The organism is Duganella sp. S19_KUP01_CR8, assembly GCF_036688705.1.
Lineage (GTDB): Bacteria > Pseudomonadota > Gammaproteobacteria > Burkholderiales > Burkholderiaceae_D > Rugamonas.
On record NZ_JAQQPR010000001.1, the window covers coordinates 158,099 to 174,876 of the forward strand.

The 16,778-nt window shown below is 63.7% G+C and carries 17 protein-coding genes; 8 read left to right on the plus strand and 9 right to left on the minus strand.

Features of this window, described 5'->3' with window-relative positions:
• From V6M89_RS00755 to V6M89_RS00770, 4 genes are all read left to right on the plus strand, one after another.
• Positions 1 to 873 carry an ATP-binding protein gene (locus V6M89_RS00755; RefSeq protein ID WP_332851363.1) on the plus strand — a complete coding sequence of 291 codons (873 nt, stop codon included), beginning with the start codon at positions 1 to 3 and terminating at the stop codon, positions 871 to 873.
• Positions 870 to 1,286 carry an NUDIX domain-containing protein gene (locus V6M89_RS00760; protein ID WP_332851364.1) on the plus strand — a complete coding sequence of 139 codons (417 nt, stop codon included), beginning with the start codon at positions 870 to 872 and terminating at the stop codon, positions 1,284 to 1,286. The genes V6M89_RS00755 and V6M89_RS00760 overlap by 4 nt, the downstream gene beginning before the upstream one ends.
• 20 nt (positions 1,287 to 1,306) lie before the next feature.
• Positions 1,307 to 1,732, plus strand: a complete 426-nt coding sequence (locus V6M89_RS00765) for an anti-sigma factor (RefSeq protein ID WP_442881940.1) — start codon at positions 1,307 to 1,309, stop codon at positions 1,730 to 1,732.
• A 65-nt stretch (positions 1,733 to 1,797) separates the two neighbouring features.
• The gene (locus V6M89_RS00770) at positions 1,798 to 2,685 is read left to right on the plus strand and encodes a DUF3667 domain-containing protein (RefSeq protein ID WP_332851366.1); all 888 of its coding nucleotides are present in this window, start codon (positions 1,798 to 1,800) and stop codon (positions 2,683 to 2,685) included.
• A 7-nt stretch (positions 2,686 to 2,692) separates the two neighbouring features.
• Here V6M89_RS00770 and yacG read toward each other — a convergent pair whose 3' ends face one another.
• The 4 genes from yacG to V6M89_RS00790 form a co-directional block, all read right to left on the minus strand.
• Positions 2,693 to 2,866, minus strand: coding sequence for a DNA gyrase inhibitor YacG (gene yacG, locus V6M89_RS00775; protein WP_008445476.1), 174 nt, complete (start codon positions 2,864 to 2,866; stop codon positions 2,693 to 2,695).
• A gap of 9 nt (positions 2,867 to 2,875) precedes the next feature.
• A complete protein-coding gene (gene zapD / locus V6M89_RS00780; RefSeq protein ID WP_008445477.1) occupies positions 2,876 to 3,631 on the minus strand; it encodes a cell division protein ZapD in 756 nt (251 codons plus the stop codon).
• A 65-nt stretch (positions 3,632 to 3,696) separates the two neighbouring features.
• Positions 3,697 to 4,335 (minus strand): dephospho-CoA kinase, encoded by a 639-nt coding sequence (coaE, locus tag V6M89_RS00785; protein WP_332851367.1) that lies wholly within the window; start codon positions 4,333 to 4,335, stop codon positions 3,697 to 3,699.
• A 7-nt stretch (positions 4,336 to 4,342) separates the two neighbouring features.
• Positions 4,343 to 5,218, minus strand: a complete 876-nt coding sequence (locus V6M89_RS00790; protein ID WP_332851368.1) for a prepilin peptidase — start codon at positions 5,216 to 5,218, stop codon at positions 4,343 to 4,345.
• A 173-nt stretch (positions 5,219 to 5,391) separates the two neighbouring features.
• On the opposite strand from V6M89_RS00790, the gene V6M89_RS00795 reads away from it, so the two are divergent.
• The gene (locus V6M89_RS00795; protein WP_332851369.1) at positions 5,392 to 5,700 is read left to right on the plus strand and encodes a hypothetical protein; all 309 of its coding nucleotides are present in this window, start codon (positions 5,392 to 5,394) and stop codon (positions 5,698 to 5,700) included.
• Here the strand turns inward: V6M89_RS00795 and V6M89_RS00800 are convergent.
• The 4 genes from V6M89_RS00800 to V6M89_RS00815 all read right to left on the minus strand — a co-directional run bounded on the left by V6M89_RS00800 (position 5,678) and on the right by V6M89_RS00815 (position 11,796).
• Complete coding sequence (locus tag V6M89_RS00800) at positions 5,678 to 6,901, minus strand: type II secretion system F family protein (RefSeq protein WP_332851370.1); 1,224 nt, start codon at positions 6,899 to 6,901, stop codon at positions 5,678 to 5,680. The two genes, V6M89_RS00795 and V6M89_RS00800, sit on opposite strands and share 23 nt — an antisense overlap.
• An 11-nt stretch (positions 6,902 to 6,912) precedes the next feature.
• Entirely contained in the window at positions 6,913 to 8,643 is a 1,731-nt protein-coding gene (gene pilB, locus V6M89_RS00805) for a type IV-A pilus assembly ATPase PilB (RefSeq protein ID WP_332851371.1), read from the minus strand.
• Between the two features lie 132 nt (positions 8,644 to 8,775).
• The gene (locus tag V6M89_RS00810) at positions 8,776 to 10,065 is read right to left on the minus strand and encodes an HlyC/CorC family transporter (protein WP_332851372.1); all 1,290 of its coding nucleotides are present in this window, start codon (positions 10,063 to 10,065) and stop codon (positions 8,776 to 8,778) included.
• Positions 10,066 to 10,278: 213 nt separating this feature from the next.
• Positions 10,279 to 11,796 carry a tetratricopeptide repeat protein gene (locus V6M89_RS00815; RefSeq protein WP_332851373.1) on the minus strand — a complete coding sequence of 506 codons (1,518 nt, stop codon included), beginning with the start codon at positions 11,794 to 11,796 and terminating at the stop codon, positions 10,279 to 10,281.
• Between the two features lie 119 nt (positions 11,797 to 11,915).
• Here V6M89_RS00815 and V6M89_RS00820 point away from each other — a divergent pair, with 119 nt between their 5' ends.
• A complete protein-coding gene (locus V6M89_RS00820; RefSeq protein ID WP_332851374.1) occupies positions 11,916 to 13,871 on the plus strand; it encodes an alpha/beta hydrolase family protein in 1,956 nt (651 codons plus the stop codon).
• On the opposite strand, the gene uraH is transcribed toward V6M89_RS00820, so the two are convergent.
• A complete protein-coding gene (gene uraH / locus V6M89_RS00825; RefSeq protein WP_332851375.1) occupies positions 13,872 to 14,225 on the minus strand; it encodes a hydroxyisourate hydrolase in 354 nt (117 codons plus the stop codon). It lies immediately after the preceding gene.
• A 114-nt stretch (positions 14,226 to 14,339) separates the two neighbouring features.
• Here uraH and puuE point away from each other — a divergent pair, with 114 nt between their 5' ends.
• Complete coding sequence (gene puuE / locus V6M89_RS00830; RefSeq protein WP_332851376.1) at positions 14,340 to 15,293, plus strand: allantoinase PuuE; 954 nt, start codon at positions 14,340 to 14,342, stop codon at positions 15,291 to 15,293.
• A 7-nt stretch (positions 15,294 to 15,300) separates the two neighbouring features.
• Entirely contained in the window at positions 15,301 to 16,770 is a 1,470-nt protein-coding gene (gene xdhA, locus V6M89_RS00835) for a xanthine dehydrogenase small subunit (RefSeq protein ID WP_332851377.1), read from the plus strand.
• Positions 16,771 to 16,778 lie beyond the last annotated feature (8 nt).

Below are 16,778 nucleotides of genomic sequence, written 5' to 3' on the forward strand. Positions count from 1 at the left end.
ATGGCGACGCCTCTCGAACAATTCTTGGTGCGCGCCGAGGCCTTGCTGGCGCGCGTGGAGGCGGTGCTGCCGCAAGCGCCGCGTGAGCCGGACTGGAAGCTGGGCTTCGCTTTCCGCTGGCGCAAACGCAACGGCGGCGGCGCCAGTTATCTGCACGCGGTGGCCCACGTGTCGCCGATCGCGCTGGACGACTTGCAGCACATCGGCCCGCAGAAAGAGCAGATCGAGCAGAACACCCGCCAGTTCGTGCAGGGCAAGCCGGCCAACAACGTGCTGCTGACCGGCGCGCGCGGCACCGGCAAGTCCTCGCTGATCAAGGCTTGCCTGAACCAGTTCGGCAAGGACGGCCTGCGCCTGATCGAAGTCGACAAGGCCGACCTGGCCGAGTTGCCGGACATCGTAGACATCGTGGCGGGCCGGCCGGAGCGCTTCATCATCTTCTGCGACGACCTGTCGTTCGAGGAAGGCGAGAGCGGCTACAAGGCGCTGAAGGTGGCGCTGGACGGCAGCATCTCGGCGCAGTCGGACAATGTGCTGATCTACGCCACCTCCAACCGCCGCCACCTGATGCCGGAGCGTATGTCCGACAACATGAGCTACAAGCACGACGAGGACGGCGACCTGCATCCCGGCGAGACGGTGGAAGAGAAGATCTCGCTGTCCGAACGCTTCGGCCTGTGGCTGACCTTTTACCCGTTCAAGCAGGACGACTACCTGGCCATCGTCGGCCACTGGCTGTCGTCGCTGGGCTGCAGCGAGGCGCAGATCGAAGCCTCGCGCGCCGACGCCTTGCGCTGGGCCTTGCAGCGCGGTTCGCGCTCGGGCCGCGTGGCCTGGCAGTTCGCCAAGGATTTCGCCGGGAAGCAGGCATGAGCGGCGCGGACGTGAAGGTCAAGCCGGTCGATGTCGCCGTCGGCATCCTGATGAAGCCCAACGGCGACGTGCTGCTGGGCCAGCGCCCGGCCGGCAAGCCGTACGAAGGTTATTGGGAATTCCCCGGCGGTAAAGTCGATCCGGGCGAGACCGTGCTGCAGGCGCTCAAGCGCGAGTTCGTCGAGGAACTGGGCCTGTCCATCAACAGCGCCGAGGAATGGTGCGGCGTCGAGCACGTGTACGAGCACGCGCATGTGCGGCTGCATTTCTTCATCAGCCGCGACTGGAGCGGCGAGCCGCAAAGCCTGGAAAACCAGGCCTTCGCCTGGCAAGGCGCGGTCGGCGTCGAACCGCTGCTGCCGGCCACCATTCCGTTGCTGGAGTGGCTGGACATGGTGCGTTACGGGTCGTGATGGAACGCTGGTGGAATAGTGTGAGCATCTGGCGCTGGCTGGCCGGCATCGCGCTGGCGGCCTGCATCGGCTTGGGCGCGCTGCTGGTGCTGCGTCCCGAGCCGCCTGGGCCTGCCTGGGTGGCGGTGTTGTCGGCGCCGCAGGACCGCAACGCCGGCTGGATCGCCTCCGTGAGCGCGGACCGCCAACTGACGCTGACGCCGCTGCACGACACCATCGTCGCCAACCGCAAGGCGCTGCAATTATGGATATCCGCACCGGGCTGGACTGCACCGGTGTCGCTCGGTTTGCTGGAGCAGGACGGTCAATTGAAACTGTCGCTGGAGCAGCTGCCGCCGCTGAGCGCGGAGCCGACATTCGAGATCACGCTGGAACCGCAAACTGGCTCGCCCAAGCCAACCGGACCGGTGTTGTATGCAGGCCAAGCCGTCAAGCCGCAGCAGTAATTGTTGTTTGACTAAGTTTGCCGCTCTGCCTATGATGGCTGCCTGTTTCGCTATCCCGCTCGTCAATGAAATTGTTCAGTCTCGGCCCGCAAGCCCATCAAGTACGTCCGCGCCACGCCGGTTCCTGCCACGACTGTGCCGCCCCGGTGGACGGCAAGTATTGCAGCCAGTGCGGCCAGAGCAGCCATCTGCACGTGGCCTCGGCCGGCGAATTCATCCATCACTTCATCGGCCACTTCGTCGCGGCGGAAAGCAAGCTGTGGCGCACCTTCGGCGATCTGCTGCTGCGCCCGGGCAAACTGACGGTCGACTTCATCTGCGGCCGCCGCATGCGCCATATCGATCCCTTGCGCCTGCTGTTGACGGTGTCGATGCTGGTGTTCGGCGCGCTGAAGCTGCAGACGCATCTGGTCGAAAACACACAGCCTGAGAGCAAGCCGGCCACGGTGCAAACCCAGGACGCTAAGCCACTGGAAAAGCCGCTGGCCACGAAACTATTGGTGGACGTGTTTGAACGGATCAGCCCGACATTCCGCGAACATCTGGACAAGTACGAGGCGCTGCCCAGCGAAGCAAAGGCCGGCGTCTTGTGGAAGCCCTGGCTGAAGCTCGGGCCGACGCTGATACTGTGTCTGATTCCAGTCGTTGCGCTCTTCCTCAAGCTGCTCAACGCGGGGACCGGCTGGCGCTATGGCGAGCACCTGGTGTTTTCGATGCACCTGCAGACCTTCGCCCTGCTGGACTTCCTGGCGTGGATGCTGCTGGCGGAAGTGACGGAGTATGGCGCACCGATTGCGCTGTTTGCGCTGGCCGTGTACATGCTGTTCGCCATGCGCCGCATGTACGGCGGAAGCTGGCTGGTGCTGGCGGCGCGCTGGGTAGCGCTGGTGTATCTGGAAGTGAAGGCTTTCCTGCTGATGAGCTTGATCGCCTTCTTTATTTCCCTGCTGTGAGCAGGGCTTATTCCTCGTCGTTGGGATCGACGGGTGGCGCGGCCGGGATGGCGTACTTTTCCTCGGCCCAGGCGCCGAGATCGATTTGTTTGCAGCGTTCCGAGCAGAACGGACGGAATTTATTCTCTTCCTTCCACTCCACTTTGGCGGAGCAGGTAGGGCAGTCAACTACGGTGGCCATGATAATTCTTTAAAAGTTACAGAGGGTGAGCTCGAATGGTACATCATCTTCCAGCGGCTTGGGTTTCAGGTCGCCGCCCTGCGAGGTGAAACGCACCCACAACATGTACTTGTTGGCCGAGATCTCCGGGATCGCGCCCAGCGATTCGTCCAGCGTCAACCGCAGCATCTGGTAGACCTTGCCCTGCAACATTTGCTGATAACTGCCGGCCACGGCGATCATCTTGACCGGTCCGCCGGAATCGCGCAGCAGGCGCAGCACCAGGCCCAGCGCGTCGAACAGCGGCGCAAGCGGCGCGAACCAGGTGGCGATGTCGTTGAAGCGCTGCTCGGCCGGACGCTTCTGCCAGGCGTAGTAGGACGGCAGGTCGAACTCGCAGGCGCCGCCGGGAATGATGGTGCGGCCGCGGATGCTCATCAGCCATTCGTTGTCGCGCACGTTCTGGCCGGTCTTGCCCTGGGCCGCGACCAGCGCGCTGCTGACGCCGTCCAGCTCGGCCAGGATGGCGTCCAGCGTTTCCGCTTGTACATTGGGGTTCATGCGGTAACCCAGCAGCGATTGGCGCTGGCGTTCCAGTTCTTGCAACAGGTCGGATTTCAGGTCGGCGCGGCCGGCCACCTCCAGCATGTCGAAGATGGTCGCCAAGGCGACGTGGTGCTGCATAGGGTGTTCTTGATGCACAAAGAACTTGAATTTCTCGTACAGATCCTCTAATCGCAACAACGTGCGGATGCGCTCGTTGAAAGGATATTCGTAGACAATCAAAATAACATCCCTCAGTAGTTGGACTTGCGATTAATTCCCGTGATTTTGAAGCAAGCCAAGCAAAATTACAAACGTTGCGAAGGTATTGTCGCCGTTCTTTTCGAAAATGCCAGATATAAATCGTGAAGTCGGGCGATTTGGGGCTCCAAAGCCTCGATTCCACCGCCATTTTCGATAATGTCGTCCGCCGCTTCCAGCCGTTGCTGGCGGCTGGCCTGCGCCGCCATGATGGCGCGCACCTGGGTTTCCGGCAGATTGTTACGCGCCATCACGCGCGCAATTTGCACTTCCTCCGGACAGTCTACCGCGAGTACGCGCGTCACCCGCGCACGCCAAGTGCCCGATTCGACCAGCAACGGCACGGCGAAGATCACGTAGCTGCCGGTGGCGGCCTCGGCGGCGGCCAGCGCGGCGTCGCGGATGCGGGGGTGCAGGATGGCTTCGAGGCGGGTCTTGGCGCCGGCGTCGGCAAACACCAGGCTGCGCATGCGGGCGCGGTCGAGCGCGCCAGTGGCGTCGGCGAATTCGGCGCCGAACTCGGCGACGATGGCCGGCATCGCGGCGCCGCCGGGCGCGGTCAGGGTGTGGGCGATCTGGTCGGTGTCGACCACGCTGGCGCCGCGCGCGGCGAACATATCGGCCACCGTGCTCTTGCCGCTGCCGATGCCGCCGGTCAGGCCGATGGAGAAGGGCAGTGTGCTCATCGGTGGCTTACAGGTAAGGATAGAAGGTGCGGGTAATCGCCATGATCGGCTCGCGGTACAGGAAGATGATCAGGCCGGCCGCCGCCAGGTAAGGGCCGAACGGGATCTGCAGATCGAAGCCGCGGCGGTTGACCACCATCAGCGCGATGCCGACCACCGAGCCCACCAGCGACGACATCAGCACGATGGCCGGCAGCGTCGCCCAGCCCATCCACGCGCCCAGCGCGGCCAGCAGCTTGAAGTCGCCATAGCCCATGCCGTCGCGGTGACGCACCAGTTTATACGCCCAATTGACGGACCACAGCGCCAGATAGCCGGCCGCCGCGCCGATGACGGCGTCGTGCAGCGTGGCGAAGGTGCCGTTGATGTTCAGCAGCAGCCCGGCCCAGATCAGCGGATAGGTCAGGTCGTCCGGCAGCAGCTGGGTGTCGAAGTCGATGAAGGTCATGGCGATCAGCAGGTACAGGAACAGCAGGCCGGCCAGGCCGGCCCAGCCGCTGCCGAAGTGCCACACCACCACCGCCGACAGCACGCCGGTCAGCGTCTCGATGGCCGGGTAGCGGGCCGAGATCGGCGCCTTGCAGTTGCTGCATTTGCCGCGCAGGACCAGGTAGCTGACCACCGGGATGTTTTCCAGCGCGGTGATCTGGTGCTGGCAGTGCGGGCAGGCCGAGCGCGGCACCATCAGGTTGTAGCGGGTGGTGTGCGGCTCTTCCTTGCCGGCCTCGACGGCGCAATAGTTGTCCGATTCGCGCTGCATCATTTTCGGCAGGCGGTGGATCACCACGTTCAGGAAACTGCCGAACAGCAGGCCGAACAGGCCGGCGATCAGGCTGATGGCGAGCTCGCCGGCGGGGGCAAACAACAAGGTTGGTTCAGGCATAGGTCGGGCCGCATGGGTAAATACAGTGGCTCATATTAAAGCATTACGGCAACATTGCGGAACGGTTTTTCAACGCGTGCCATCCGCCGCAAGCCCCTCCTTGGAGATATGGAAATCAAGTTGGAATTCGGGCAAGGTGGAGAACCTGCCACCCCGCCTCGTGGAGTCCGCTTTTGTTCCCGCTTACCCTCTTGCTTTTGGGCGTGCTGCTGGCCTGCCTGCTCGCCGCCGGGCGCCGTCACCGGCGCCGGCTGGCGCAGCTGGCGGAGCGCGAACGCGCCATGGCGGCGGTGCAGGATACGCTGCTGCAAAATATGCAGGGCTTGATCCTGCGCTTTCAAAGCGTCAGCCATCGGCTGCCGGAGGGCTGCAACGAGCGCGCCGCCATCGAAGCCATCCTCGACCAGGCCGACGAGGCGCTGGCCGAGGCGCGCAACCGCATGGCGGCGTTACAGTCCACTAAACCACCGAACCGAGCTTGAAGATCGGCAGGTACATGGCCACCACCAGGCCGCCGATCAGCACGCCCAGGATCACCATGATGGCCGGTTCCATCAGGCTCGACAGCGAGGCCACGGCCTCGTCCACTTCCTCCTCGTAGAAGTCGGCCACCTTGCCCAGCATGGCGTCCAGCGAGCCGGACTCCTCGCCGATGGCCACCATCTGCGTCACCATATTCGGGAACACGTCGGCGTTCTGCATCGCCACCGTCAGGCTGGTGCCGGTGCTGACCTCGTTCTGGATCTTGCGGGTGGCGTCCAGGTACACGGCGTTGCCGGCCGCGCCGCCCACCGAATCGAGCGACTCCACCAGCGGCACGCCGGCGGCGAACATGGTGGCCAGGGTGCGGGTCCAGCGGGCGATGGTGGCCTTGCGGATCACGTCGCCGAACACCGGCAGGCGCAGCAGCAGGCGGTCCATGAAGCGCTGCATCTGCAGCGAGCGCTGCCACGCTCGGAAGAAGAAGTAGATGGCGCCGAAGACGCTGCCGAAAATCAGATACCACCAGGCCACGAAGAATTCCGAGATCGCCATCACGAACAGCGTCGGCGCCGGCAGGTTGGCGCCGAAGCTCTTGAACACTTCCTTGAACGCCGGCACCACCCAGATCATGATCACCGCCGTGACGATGAAGGCCACCGCCAGGATCGACACCGGATACATCAGCGCCGACTTGATCTTGGCCTTCATGGCCAGCGTTTTTTCCTTGTAGATCGCCAGCCGTGTCAGCAAGTCCTCCAGGATACCGGCCTGTTCGCCCGCGCCCACCAGGTTGCAGAACAGCGGATCGAAGTACAGCGGGAACTTGCGGAACGCCTGGTTCAGGCTGGTGCCGGTCTCGATATCCGCGCGCAAGTCCATCACCAGCTTGGACACCGATGGATTGGAGTGGCCCTTGCCGACGATGTCGAACGATTGCAGCAGCGGCACGCCGGCCTTCATCATCGTCGCCAGCTGGCGCGTGAACAGCGAGATGTCCTTGTCGGTGATTTTCTTGCCGCTGCGGTAGGCTTTTTTCTTGACCTTGGTGACCATGATGCCCTGGCGGCGCAGGGTGACGTTGACCACGGCCTCGCCGCCGGCGCGCAGCTCGCCGCGCACGGTCTTGCCGCTCTTGTCCTTGCCTTCCCAGGAGAAGATCGATTCCTTGACCTGGTTGCCCGCGTTGCCCGATGTCGCCATGGAGAGTTGTCCTATTCGTTGGTACAGCCGAGCACTTCTTCGAGGCTGGTCAAGCCGTTCCTGACCTTCACCAGGCCTGACCCGCGCAGCGACTTCACGCCTTCCGCTTCCGACTGCGCGGCGATTTGCATGGCGTTGCCGTTGGCCAGGATGATCGCTTCGATGGCGGGCGTGATCGGCATGATCTGGTAGATGCCGACCCGGCCCTTGTAGCCGCCGCCGTTGCAGCGCTCGCAGCCGACCGGGCCGTAAGGCTTCCAGCTGCCGTCCAGCTCATGTTGCTTGAAGCCGGCCTTGAGCAGCAGGTCGTTGGAAATCTCCACCGGCTGCTTGCAGGTGCACAGCCGGCGCGCCAGCCGCTGCGCGGTGATCAGGATCACCGACGAGGCGATGTTGAACGGCGCCACGCCCATGTTCATCAGGCGCGTCAGCGTCGACGGCGCGTCGTTGGTGTGCAGCGTGGAGAACACCATGTGGCCGGTCTGCGCCGCCTTGATGGCGATGTCGGCCGTTTCCAGGTCGCGGATCTCGCCGACCATGATGATGTCCGGATCCTGGCGCAGGAAAGACTTCAGCGCCACCGGGAAGGTCAGGCCGGCCTTGTCGTTGACGTTGACCTGGTTCACGCCCGGCAGGTTGATCTCGGCCGGATCTTCGGCGGTGGAGATGTTGATGCCCGGCTTGTTGATCACGTTCAAACAGGTGTACAGCGACACCGTCTTGCCGGAACCGGTAGGCCCGGTCACCAGCACCATGCCGTAGGGGCGCTGGATGGCGTCGAGCAGCAGTTCCTTCTGGTCCGGGTCGTAGCCCAGCGCGTCGATGCCCATCTGCGCCTGGGTGGCGTCGAGGATACGCATCACGGTCTTCTCGCCGAACAAGGTCGGCAGGGTCGAGATACGCAGATCGATGGTCTTGGTCGGCGACACGATCAGGCGCATGCGGCCGTCCTGCGGGATGCGCTTTTCCGAGATGTCCAGCTTGGCCAGCACCTTGATGCGCGAAACCAGCTTTTCCTTGATCGAGATCGGCGGCTGGGCGTGCTCCATCAGCACGCCGTCGACGCGGAAGCGCACGCGGTAGAATTTCTCGAATGGTTCGAAGTGCAAGTCCGAGGCGCCCATGTTGACGGCGTCCATCAGCATCTTGTTGAGGAAGCGCACCACCGGCGCGTCCTCGACATCGTTGGCGCCGGCGTCGGCGGCCGTGTCGGCGGCGGCCTCTTCCTCGGCGAACTGGATGTCGGACTCGTCGCCGCCGAGGTCGCTGATGGCTTGTTCGCTGTCCTTGTTCAGGCGCGCCAGCAGTTGCAGCAGCGCGTCGTGGGCGACGATGATGGGTTCGACCGTGGACTCGGTCTGGAACTTGATCTGGTCCAGCGCCTGGATATTGGTCGGATCGGAAATCGCCACCGACATCTTGTTGCCGCGCTTGGCCAGCGCGATCACGCGCTGCGCCTGCATCAGCTTGTTGTCGATGATCTTGCCCGGCAGCGCGTCGATGTTGAGTGCCTGCACATCCATCAGCGGATAGGCGAAGGTTTCGGAGCAGAACATGGCGAGCGCGCGGGCGTCGATGGCGCCGCTGGCCAGCAGCACGTCAATGAAGGCGTGCTTGTCGGCGACGGATTTTTTTTGCAGCATGTCGGCCTGGGCCGCGGAAAGGCGCCCGGCTTGCATCAATGCCCGAGCCAGCCCCGGCATCGGGGCGCCTGGCGCGGCGTTGGGTAGGACTGCTGCCATAGGTGCGTCTGCTGGATGGAGAGGGCTGGATCACGGAATGATGCTCTCAGGCATCATATTTGTAAAGCCGTTTGTCGCCCCGAGGAAACGATTGTACTCCCCAGTGTTGCGTTTGCCGCACGAGTGCGCGGATTAGTGGGCGCGCTTTCCGGAGGGGCGTATCAATTTGACGACTTTGATGGCCTGGTCGTGCACTTGCACCACTTCGATGATGCAGTTGGCGACCTTGATGCTGATCGGCGCGTCTGGAATTTCTTGCAACAGTTCCAGCATCAGGCCGTTCAGGGTCTTGGGGCCGTCCAGCGGGAAGTTCAGGCCGAGGCGCTTGTTGATGTCGCGCAGCGCGGTCGCGCCTTCCAGCAGGCACTCGCCTTGCTCGGTCCAGCCGAAGGTATCGGCGCGGGCCGCGCCCGGCATCGATGTCGTAAATTCACCGATCATTTCCTCGATGATATCGTCCAGGGTGACCAGGCCCTGCACCTCGCCGTACTCGTCGACGATGATGCCCAGCCTTTCCTTGTTCTCCTGGAAGTACTGGAGCTGGGTGAAGACGCCGGTGTCCTGCGGGATGAAGTAGGGCGTGCTCAGCAGCTCGCGGAAATGCTCGATCGTCAGCTCGTCTTCCTGGTTCAGCAGCGCCACCGCCTTGCGCACGTGCAGGATGCCGATGATGCGGTTGATCTCGCCTTCATAGACGGGCAGCTTGTTGTGGTAGCAGGTGGTCAGCTCGCGCTTGATTTCGTCGACCGTCAGCTCCAGGTTCAGCGCCTCGATCTGCGAGCGCGGCGTCATGATGTCCTCGACCGAGATGGTTTCCAGGTCGAACAGGTTGAGCAGGATGCTCTTGTGTTTTTGCGGGATGAAGTTGCCGCCTTCCAGCACGATCGAGCGCAGCTCTTCCGGCGACAGGCGCGCCTCGTGCGCGTGGGCGCCGGCCTTGATGCGGAACAGCTTGAGCACCAGCGAGACGAACAGGTTGACGAACCAGATCACCGGCTTGGCCAGCGTCATCAGCGGCTTGAGCACCATGCTGGTGGGCAGGGCGATCTTTTCCGGGAAGGTGGCGCCGATGACTTTCGGCGAAATCTCGGCGAACACGATCAGCAGGAAGGCCACCACGCCGGTGGAGATGGTGATGACGTTGTCGTCATGGCCGAAGGACTGGATGGCGATGGCGGTGACCAGCGCGGTGGCCATGGCGTTGATCAGCGTATTGGCGATCAGCACCAGCGACAGCAGCTTGTCGGTGCGGTCGAGCAGCCACAGGGTGGTGATGGCGCCGCGGCTGCCGCGCTTGGCCATATGGCGCAGGCGATAGCGGTTGGCCGCCATCAGCGCGGTTTCGGCCATGGCGAAGAAGGCCGAGCACAGTATCAGGAGGGCGAGCGCAAGAAATTGCACCCAAAACGGCACGGTATCCAAGGGTCACCGTAAAGAATCTTGCATGGGAAACTGGTCGGCCTGATCACTGCACCGGCCCAGACGACATGGCCAAAAACGTGGCCACAGAGCTACGGATTCTAAGGCAAGCCCGGCTTACATGCAAGTTTGCCTATCTTAGCTGGGGGTCAAGTCTGACAATCGGACACGTGCTCAGTCGTAGGCGGCCGCAACGGCTGAGCACGTGTCCGAATGTCAGACTTGACCCCGGGGTTTTTGCAACATGATGGCGAGGGCGGCGGTGGGGGCGCCGTTTTCCTGGCGGGCGGTCAGTGATTCGGCGGCTTTGAGCTGGAAGCCGGTCGCGGCGGCCAGGCGCTCGATGTAGGCCTGCGTGTGGGCGTAGCGGTTCGATGGCAGCAGCACGAAGTCGGCGCCGTCGCCCGCTTCGACCGTGAAGCAGAAGTGGCCGCCCTCGCGCAAGGCGCGTTGCACGCCGGCGAAGACCGGCGCCAGGTCGCCGATGTAGACGAAGACGTCGGCCGCCACCGCCAGGTCCCATGCATCGTGCTGGCCGTCCAGGTAGCTCACCAGGTCGTCGCGGGCCAGGCTGTCGTACAGCTGGCGCTCGGCGGCCTTGTCCAGCATCTGCTGAGACAGGTCGACGCCCGCCAGGCTGCGCGAGTAAGCCTTCAGGTACGGTCCGCACAGGCCGGTGCCGCAGCCCAGGTCCAGCGTATCCAGCTGTTCCGCGCCTACGCTGCTGCGGATCAGCCCATCCAGATAGGATGGCGTCTGGTAGTCCAGCACTTCCACCAGATGCTGGTCGAAGTGGTTGGCGTACTGGTCGAACAGCGAGCGCACGTAGTCGGCCGGCAGTACGGCGGGCGTGTCGCCCACGCCCAGCGAGGCCAGCGCGAAGGCGATGGTTTCGGGATTGTCGCCATGCGCCAGCGCGGCGCGGTAAGCGGCGATGGCCTCGTCATTGCGCTGCATCGAGCGCAGCGTGTTGCCGCGCGCGTAGTGGGCCAGCGCGTAGTCCGGCTTGAGCGCCAGCGCCTGGTCGTAGCTGTCCAGCGCGGCGTCGAAGATGCCCAGCCGCTGCAAGGCCGCGCCCTGGCCGTTGTAGGCCTCGGCCCATTGCGGCCGCAGATGGATGGCGCGGTCGAAGCTTTCCACCGCTTCCGGCAGCAGGCGCAGGCAGTGCAGCGCGTTGCCGCGCGCGAACCAGGCGTCGGCGTTGCGGTCTTTAATATGCAGCGCATCTTCCGCCGCGCCCAGCGCGTCGAGATAGCGGCCCTGGTCTTGCAGCACGATGGCGCGGTTGCAGTGGGCTTCGGCGTAGGAGGGCTGGATCGCCAGCGCGCGCTGGTAGCTCAGCAGTGCTTCATCGAGCCGGCCCAGCCGGCGCAGCGCGTTGCCGCGATTGCTCCATGCCATCGCGTAATCGGCTTGCAGGGCAATGGCGCGGTCGTGGCTGGTCAGCGCCTCGTCGGCGCGGCCGGCGTCGAGCAGCGCCACGCCGAGATTGGAGTGGGCCTTGGCTTGCATGCCATCGACTTCGATCGCTTGCGAGATCAGCGCGATGGCCGCCAGCGCGTCGCCTTGCTGGCGGGCGATCACGCCCAGCAGATGCAGCGCGTCGAATTGGCGCGGGTCAAGTTCCAGCACCTGGCGGTACAAGGCCTGTGCCGGCTCCAGCCGGCCCTGCTGATGCAGTTCCACGGCTTGTTGCAGAAAGGACGCAATCAGCGCCGAATTAGTTCCAGTCATAGTGCCGGCATCTTAGCCGATGCGCGTCTGGCGCGGCTGAATTCTCTCCAATTGTTATCTTTTGATAAGTTTGTCAAGCATGGTAGTATTTTTGGAAATCAAAAATACTGGGGCAATAAATGAAAAGAATACTGGCCAGCGCGATCTGCGCGATATTGCCGTTGATGTCCCAGGGCGCAGCGCCCGCGTTGATACCGATCCAGGCCTTTGTCGAGGAAGATCAGTACAACAACCCGCAAATCTCGCCCGACGGCAAGCATCTGGCCGTGACCGTACGTGTGCGACAAGGCGCGCGCACGGTGCCTATGCTGTCGTTCTTCAGCTTGCCGGGCATGACCTTGGAAAGCACGGTGCGCATGCCCGCGTTTATCGTGCCGGCCAGTTACGAATGGACCAGCAATACCCGCGTGGTGGTCGAGCAAGCGAAAGAGTACGGCTCCCGCGAGGCGCCGCGGCGCAACGGCGAGGTCGTGGCGATGGACTACGACGGTACGCATCAAATCTACATGCATGGTTACCAGATGCTCACGCTGTCCAAGCAAAATGCCCGTTACGGCAACGATTGGGCCTATGCCACGGTCGTTGGCACGCCGGAGGTGCGTAACGGCCACGTATATATTGCGAGCTATCCGTGGGAGCATGAATACAGCGCGCTTTACGACTTTGACAGCCGCAATGCCATCCGCAAGCTGATGGCTGAACTGCCGTCGCCCGACGCCAGCTTCATCCTGCACCACAATGACAAGCCCGGCTACGCGGCGTCCAGCGACAAACAAGGGCTTTTCCAGCTGTGGCGCTTTGACGAGGCCACCGAAAAATGGAGCGTCGAGGAGCAGCCCAAGGGAACGCGGCTGGTGCCCGCCGCCTTCAGCGCCGACGAAAAAGATTTCATTGGCTGGTACTCGGAGAACGGTGGCGCGAGCAAGCTGATACGCCAGAATGTCGCCACCGGCCAGCGCAAGACGATCGCGGAGGATGCGCATGGCAGCATGGGCAACCTGATGTACGATGCCAAAGGTGTCGCGCCGATCGGCGCCTTCACCAATTCGGGCCGGCCGCGCATGGTCTATATCGAGCCGTCGCATCCGGATGCTGTTCTGCATCGCGACCTGAGCGCGCAGTTCCCGGACGCCTCCGTCAAGTTGATCAGTGCCACCGCCGACGGCAACACCTTGCTGGCGCTGGTGCACAGCGACCGCGATCCCGGCGTGGTCTATCTGTACGACCGCAAGACCAACAAGGCCGACCTGCTGCTGACCTACATGGCAGCGATCGATCCTGACGCCATGGCGCCGCGCCTGCCGATCAGCTATACGGCGCGCGACGGTCTGCGTATCGACGGCTTCCTGACCATGCCGCCGGCCAAAGGCGAGGGCAAGCCACCGCTGATCCTGATTCCGCACGGTGGGCCGCATGGTCCCTTCGACGACTGGTATTTCGACACCGACGCGCAGTTCCTGGCCAGCCGTGGCTACGCGGTACTGCAAGTGAATTATCGTGGATCGGGAGGGCGCGGTGACCGGTTCATGCAAGCCGGCTATCGCCAGTGGGGCGACAAGATCATGGATGATCTGGTCGATGGCGTGCAGTGGGCGGTCGGGCAGGGCAAGGTGGATGGCACGCGCATGTGCGTCTACGGCGCCAGCTTCGGCGGCTACGCGGCGATGACGCTGGCCGCGCGCGAGCCGGACCTGTTCAAGTGCGCGGTCGGCTACGCGGGCGTCTACGACTTGCCGCTGCTGTACAAACGCGATGCGTCGATCCTGGAGGCCCGGACCAGCAATACGTACAAGCGCTGGGTCGGTGAAGATCCGGTCGAACTGGCGCGCCTCTCGCCGACGCGGCGGGCGGCCAGCATCAAGGCCGGGGTGCTGCTGATCCATGGCGGCAAGGACGAGCGGGCACTGAAGGAGAACGCCTTCCGCATGAAGGAGGCGTTGGAAAAAGCCGGACATCCGCCTGAATGGTACTACGTCGATTACGAAGGCCACGGCTTCTACGACACCGCCAACCGGGCCGAGGTCTATCAGCGCATGGAGACCTTCTTCGCCAAGTACCTCGGCAAACCCAAATAATCAGCTGCCGCGATAGGTCGAATACGCCCACGGCGAAACGACCAGCGGCACGTGGTAGTTCTGGTCGGCGCTGGCGATGCCGAAGGCCAGCGTCACCTCGTCGATAAAGCGCGGTTCCGGCAGATCCACACCCTGCGCCGCGAAGTAGGCGCCGGCGCCGAACACCAGCTCATACTTCCCTGGCTTCATGGTCGCGCCTTCCAGCAGCGGCACGGCGCAACGGCCGTCGGCGTTGGTGACGTCGGTTTTCAGCAACTCGCGGCCCTGCGCCGTGACGGCGTACAAGGCCACCTTGACGCCGACGCCTGGTTTGCCGACGGTGATATCGAGAACGTGTGTACTAAGCTTGCCCATGGTAAGTCCTATATCGGTAGGTAATAAGTATCTATTGGACAAATCATATACCGATGCTGTTCTACGCATATATGATTGTAGATATATTCCTCATAGACTAACCAGCCTGCGCCCATGACCACTTACAACAACTACCCACGCGACCTGATCGGCTACGGCCCGAAACCACCTCACGCCCAGTGGCCCAACCGGGCCCGCGTCGCCCTGCAATTCGTGTTGAACTACGAAGAGGGCGGCGAGAACAACGTGCTGCACGGCGATGCCGGATCGGAGACCTTCCTGTCCGAGATCATCGGCGCCGCCTCGTTCAGCAACCGCCACCTGAGCATGGAATCGATCTACGAGTACGGCTCGCGCGCCGGCTTGTGGCGCCTGCTGCGCATGTTCGAGGAGCGCAAGCTGCCGCTGACGGTGTTCGGCGTGGCGATGGCGCTCAAGCGCCACCCGGAAGCGGTGGCCGCCTTCCAGGAACTGGGCCACGAAATCGCCTGCCACGGCCTGCGCTGGATCTCCTATCAAAACATGGACGAAGCCACCGAGCGCGCCCACATGAAGGAAGCGGTGCAGATCATCCGCGAGCTGACCGGCAGCGCGCCGCAGGGCTGGTACACCGGCCGCGATTCGCCGCAGACCAAGCGCCTGGTGGTGGAACACGGCGGCTTCCGCTACGACGCCGACAACTACAGCGACGACCTGCCATTCTGGCAAAAGGTCGACTACACTGATGCAGAGGGCAAGGCCGCCGTCGCGCCGCAGCTGATCGTGCCGTACACGCTGGACACCAACGACATGCGCTTCGCGGCCGCGCAAGGCTTCAACTCGGGCACGCAGTTCTTCGACTACCTGAAGGACGCCTTCGACGTGTTGTACGCCGAGGGCGACCCGGACGGCCTGAATCAGCCGAAGATGCTGTCGATCGGCCTGCACTGCCGCATCGTCGGCCGCCCGGCGCGCGCCGCGGCGTTGGCGCGCTTCCTCGATTACGTGCAAAAGCACGATAATGTGTGGATCACCCGTCGTATCGATATTGCCGAACATTGGCGCAAAACCCATCCATTCGCAGGTTGAGGCACAGATGTCAGAACCGATTCGTTTTTACTATCAGGGCGCGGTTCGGGAAATCTCCGGCGCCGCGCCAACGCGTACTGTGCTCCAGCACTTGCGCGAGGACCTGCATTGCACCGGCACCAAGGAAGGCTGCGCCGAAGGCGATTGCGGCGCCTGCACCGTGGTGGTCGGCAGCTTGAATGCCGACGGCCAGCTGGAAATGAAGGCCGTGAACTCGTGCATCCAGTTCGCGCCCACGCTGGACGGCAAGGCCTTGTTCACCGTGGAGGACCTGCAGCAGCCGGACGGCGCGCTGCACCCGGTGCAGCAGGCGATGGTGGAATGCCATGGTTCCCAGTGCGGTTTCTGTACGCCCGGTTTCGTCATGTCCCTGTGGGGCATGTACCTCGACAAGGACGGCCAGCCCGCGCAGCGCAAGGAGATCGACGACTGCCTGTCCGGTAACCTGTGCCGCTGCACCGGCTACCGTCCGATCATCGAGGCCGCGCACCGCATGACCGAATTGCCGAAGGTCGGCTTCGACCGCGCAGCGTTGACCGAACAGCTGCGCGCCCTGCAGCGCAACGCCGGCGCCAGCTACACCGCGCGCGGCCAGACCTTCCACGCGCCGCGCACCCTGGATGAACTGGTGGCCCTGCGCGCCGCGCATCCGAAAGCCACGCTGCTGTCGGGTTCCACCGACGTCGGCCTGTGGGTCACCAAGCAGATGCGTGAGCTTGGCGACATCATTTATCTCGGCCACGTCAGCGCGCTGCAAACCGTCAGCGAGGCGGACGGCATGCTGCACATCGGCGCCGGCGTATCGCTCAATGATGCGTACGAGGCCTTATGCCGCCTGTATCCGTCGCAACTGGGCGAGATGTGGCAGCGCTTCGCGTCGCTGCCGATCCGTAACGCCGGCACGCTGGGCGGCAACGTCGCCAACGGTTCGCCGATCGGCGATTCGATGCCGTGGATGATAGCCGTCGGCAGCGACGTGGTGCTGCGCGGCCCGGCTGGCGAGCGCGTGATGCCGCTGGAAGCGTTCTATCTCGATTATCAGAAAAAAGACATGCGGCCCGACGAATTCGTGGCCGCCGTGCGCGTGCCGCTGCCGCGCGAGGGTGTGCAGTTCCGCACCTACAAGCTGGCCAAGCGCTTCGACCAGGATATCTCGGCGGTCTGCGCCGCGTTCGCGTTCAAGCTCGATGGCGAGCATATCGTCGAGGCCCGCATCGCCTTCGGCGGCATGGCCGCCACGCCGCGCCGCGCCGCCCGCGCCGAAGCGTCGTTGACGGGCCTGAGCTGGAGCGAAGCCAACCTGCGCGTGGCGATGGACATGCTGGCGCAGGACTTCGCGCCGCTGTCGGACATGCGCGCCTCCAGCACCTACCGCATGCAGACGGCGCAGAACCTGCTGCGCCGCTTCTGGTTCGAAACCCGCGCCGACGCGCCATTGGCGGCCGATGCCGTCAACGCCTTCGCCTGCCGCGCCTGAAAGGAGCC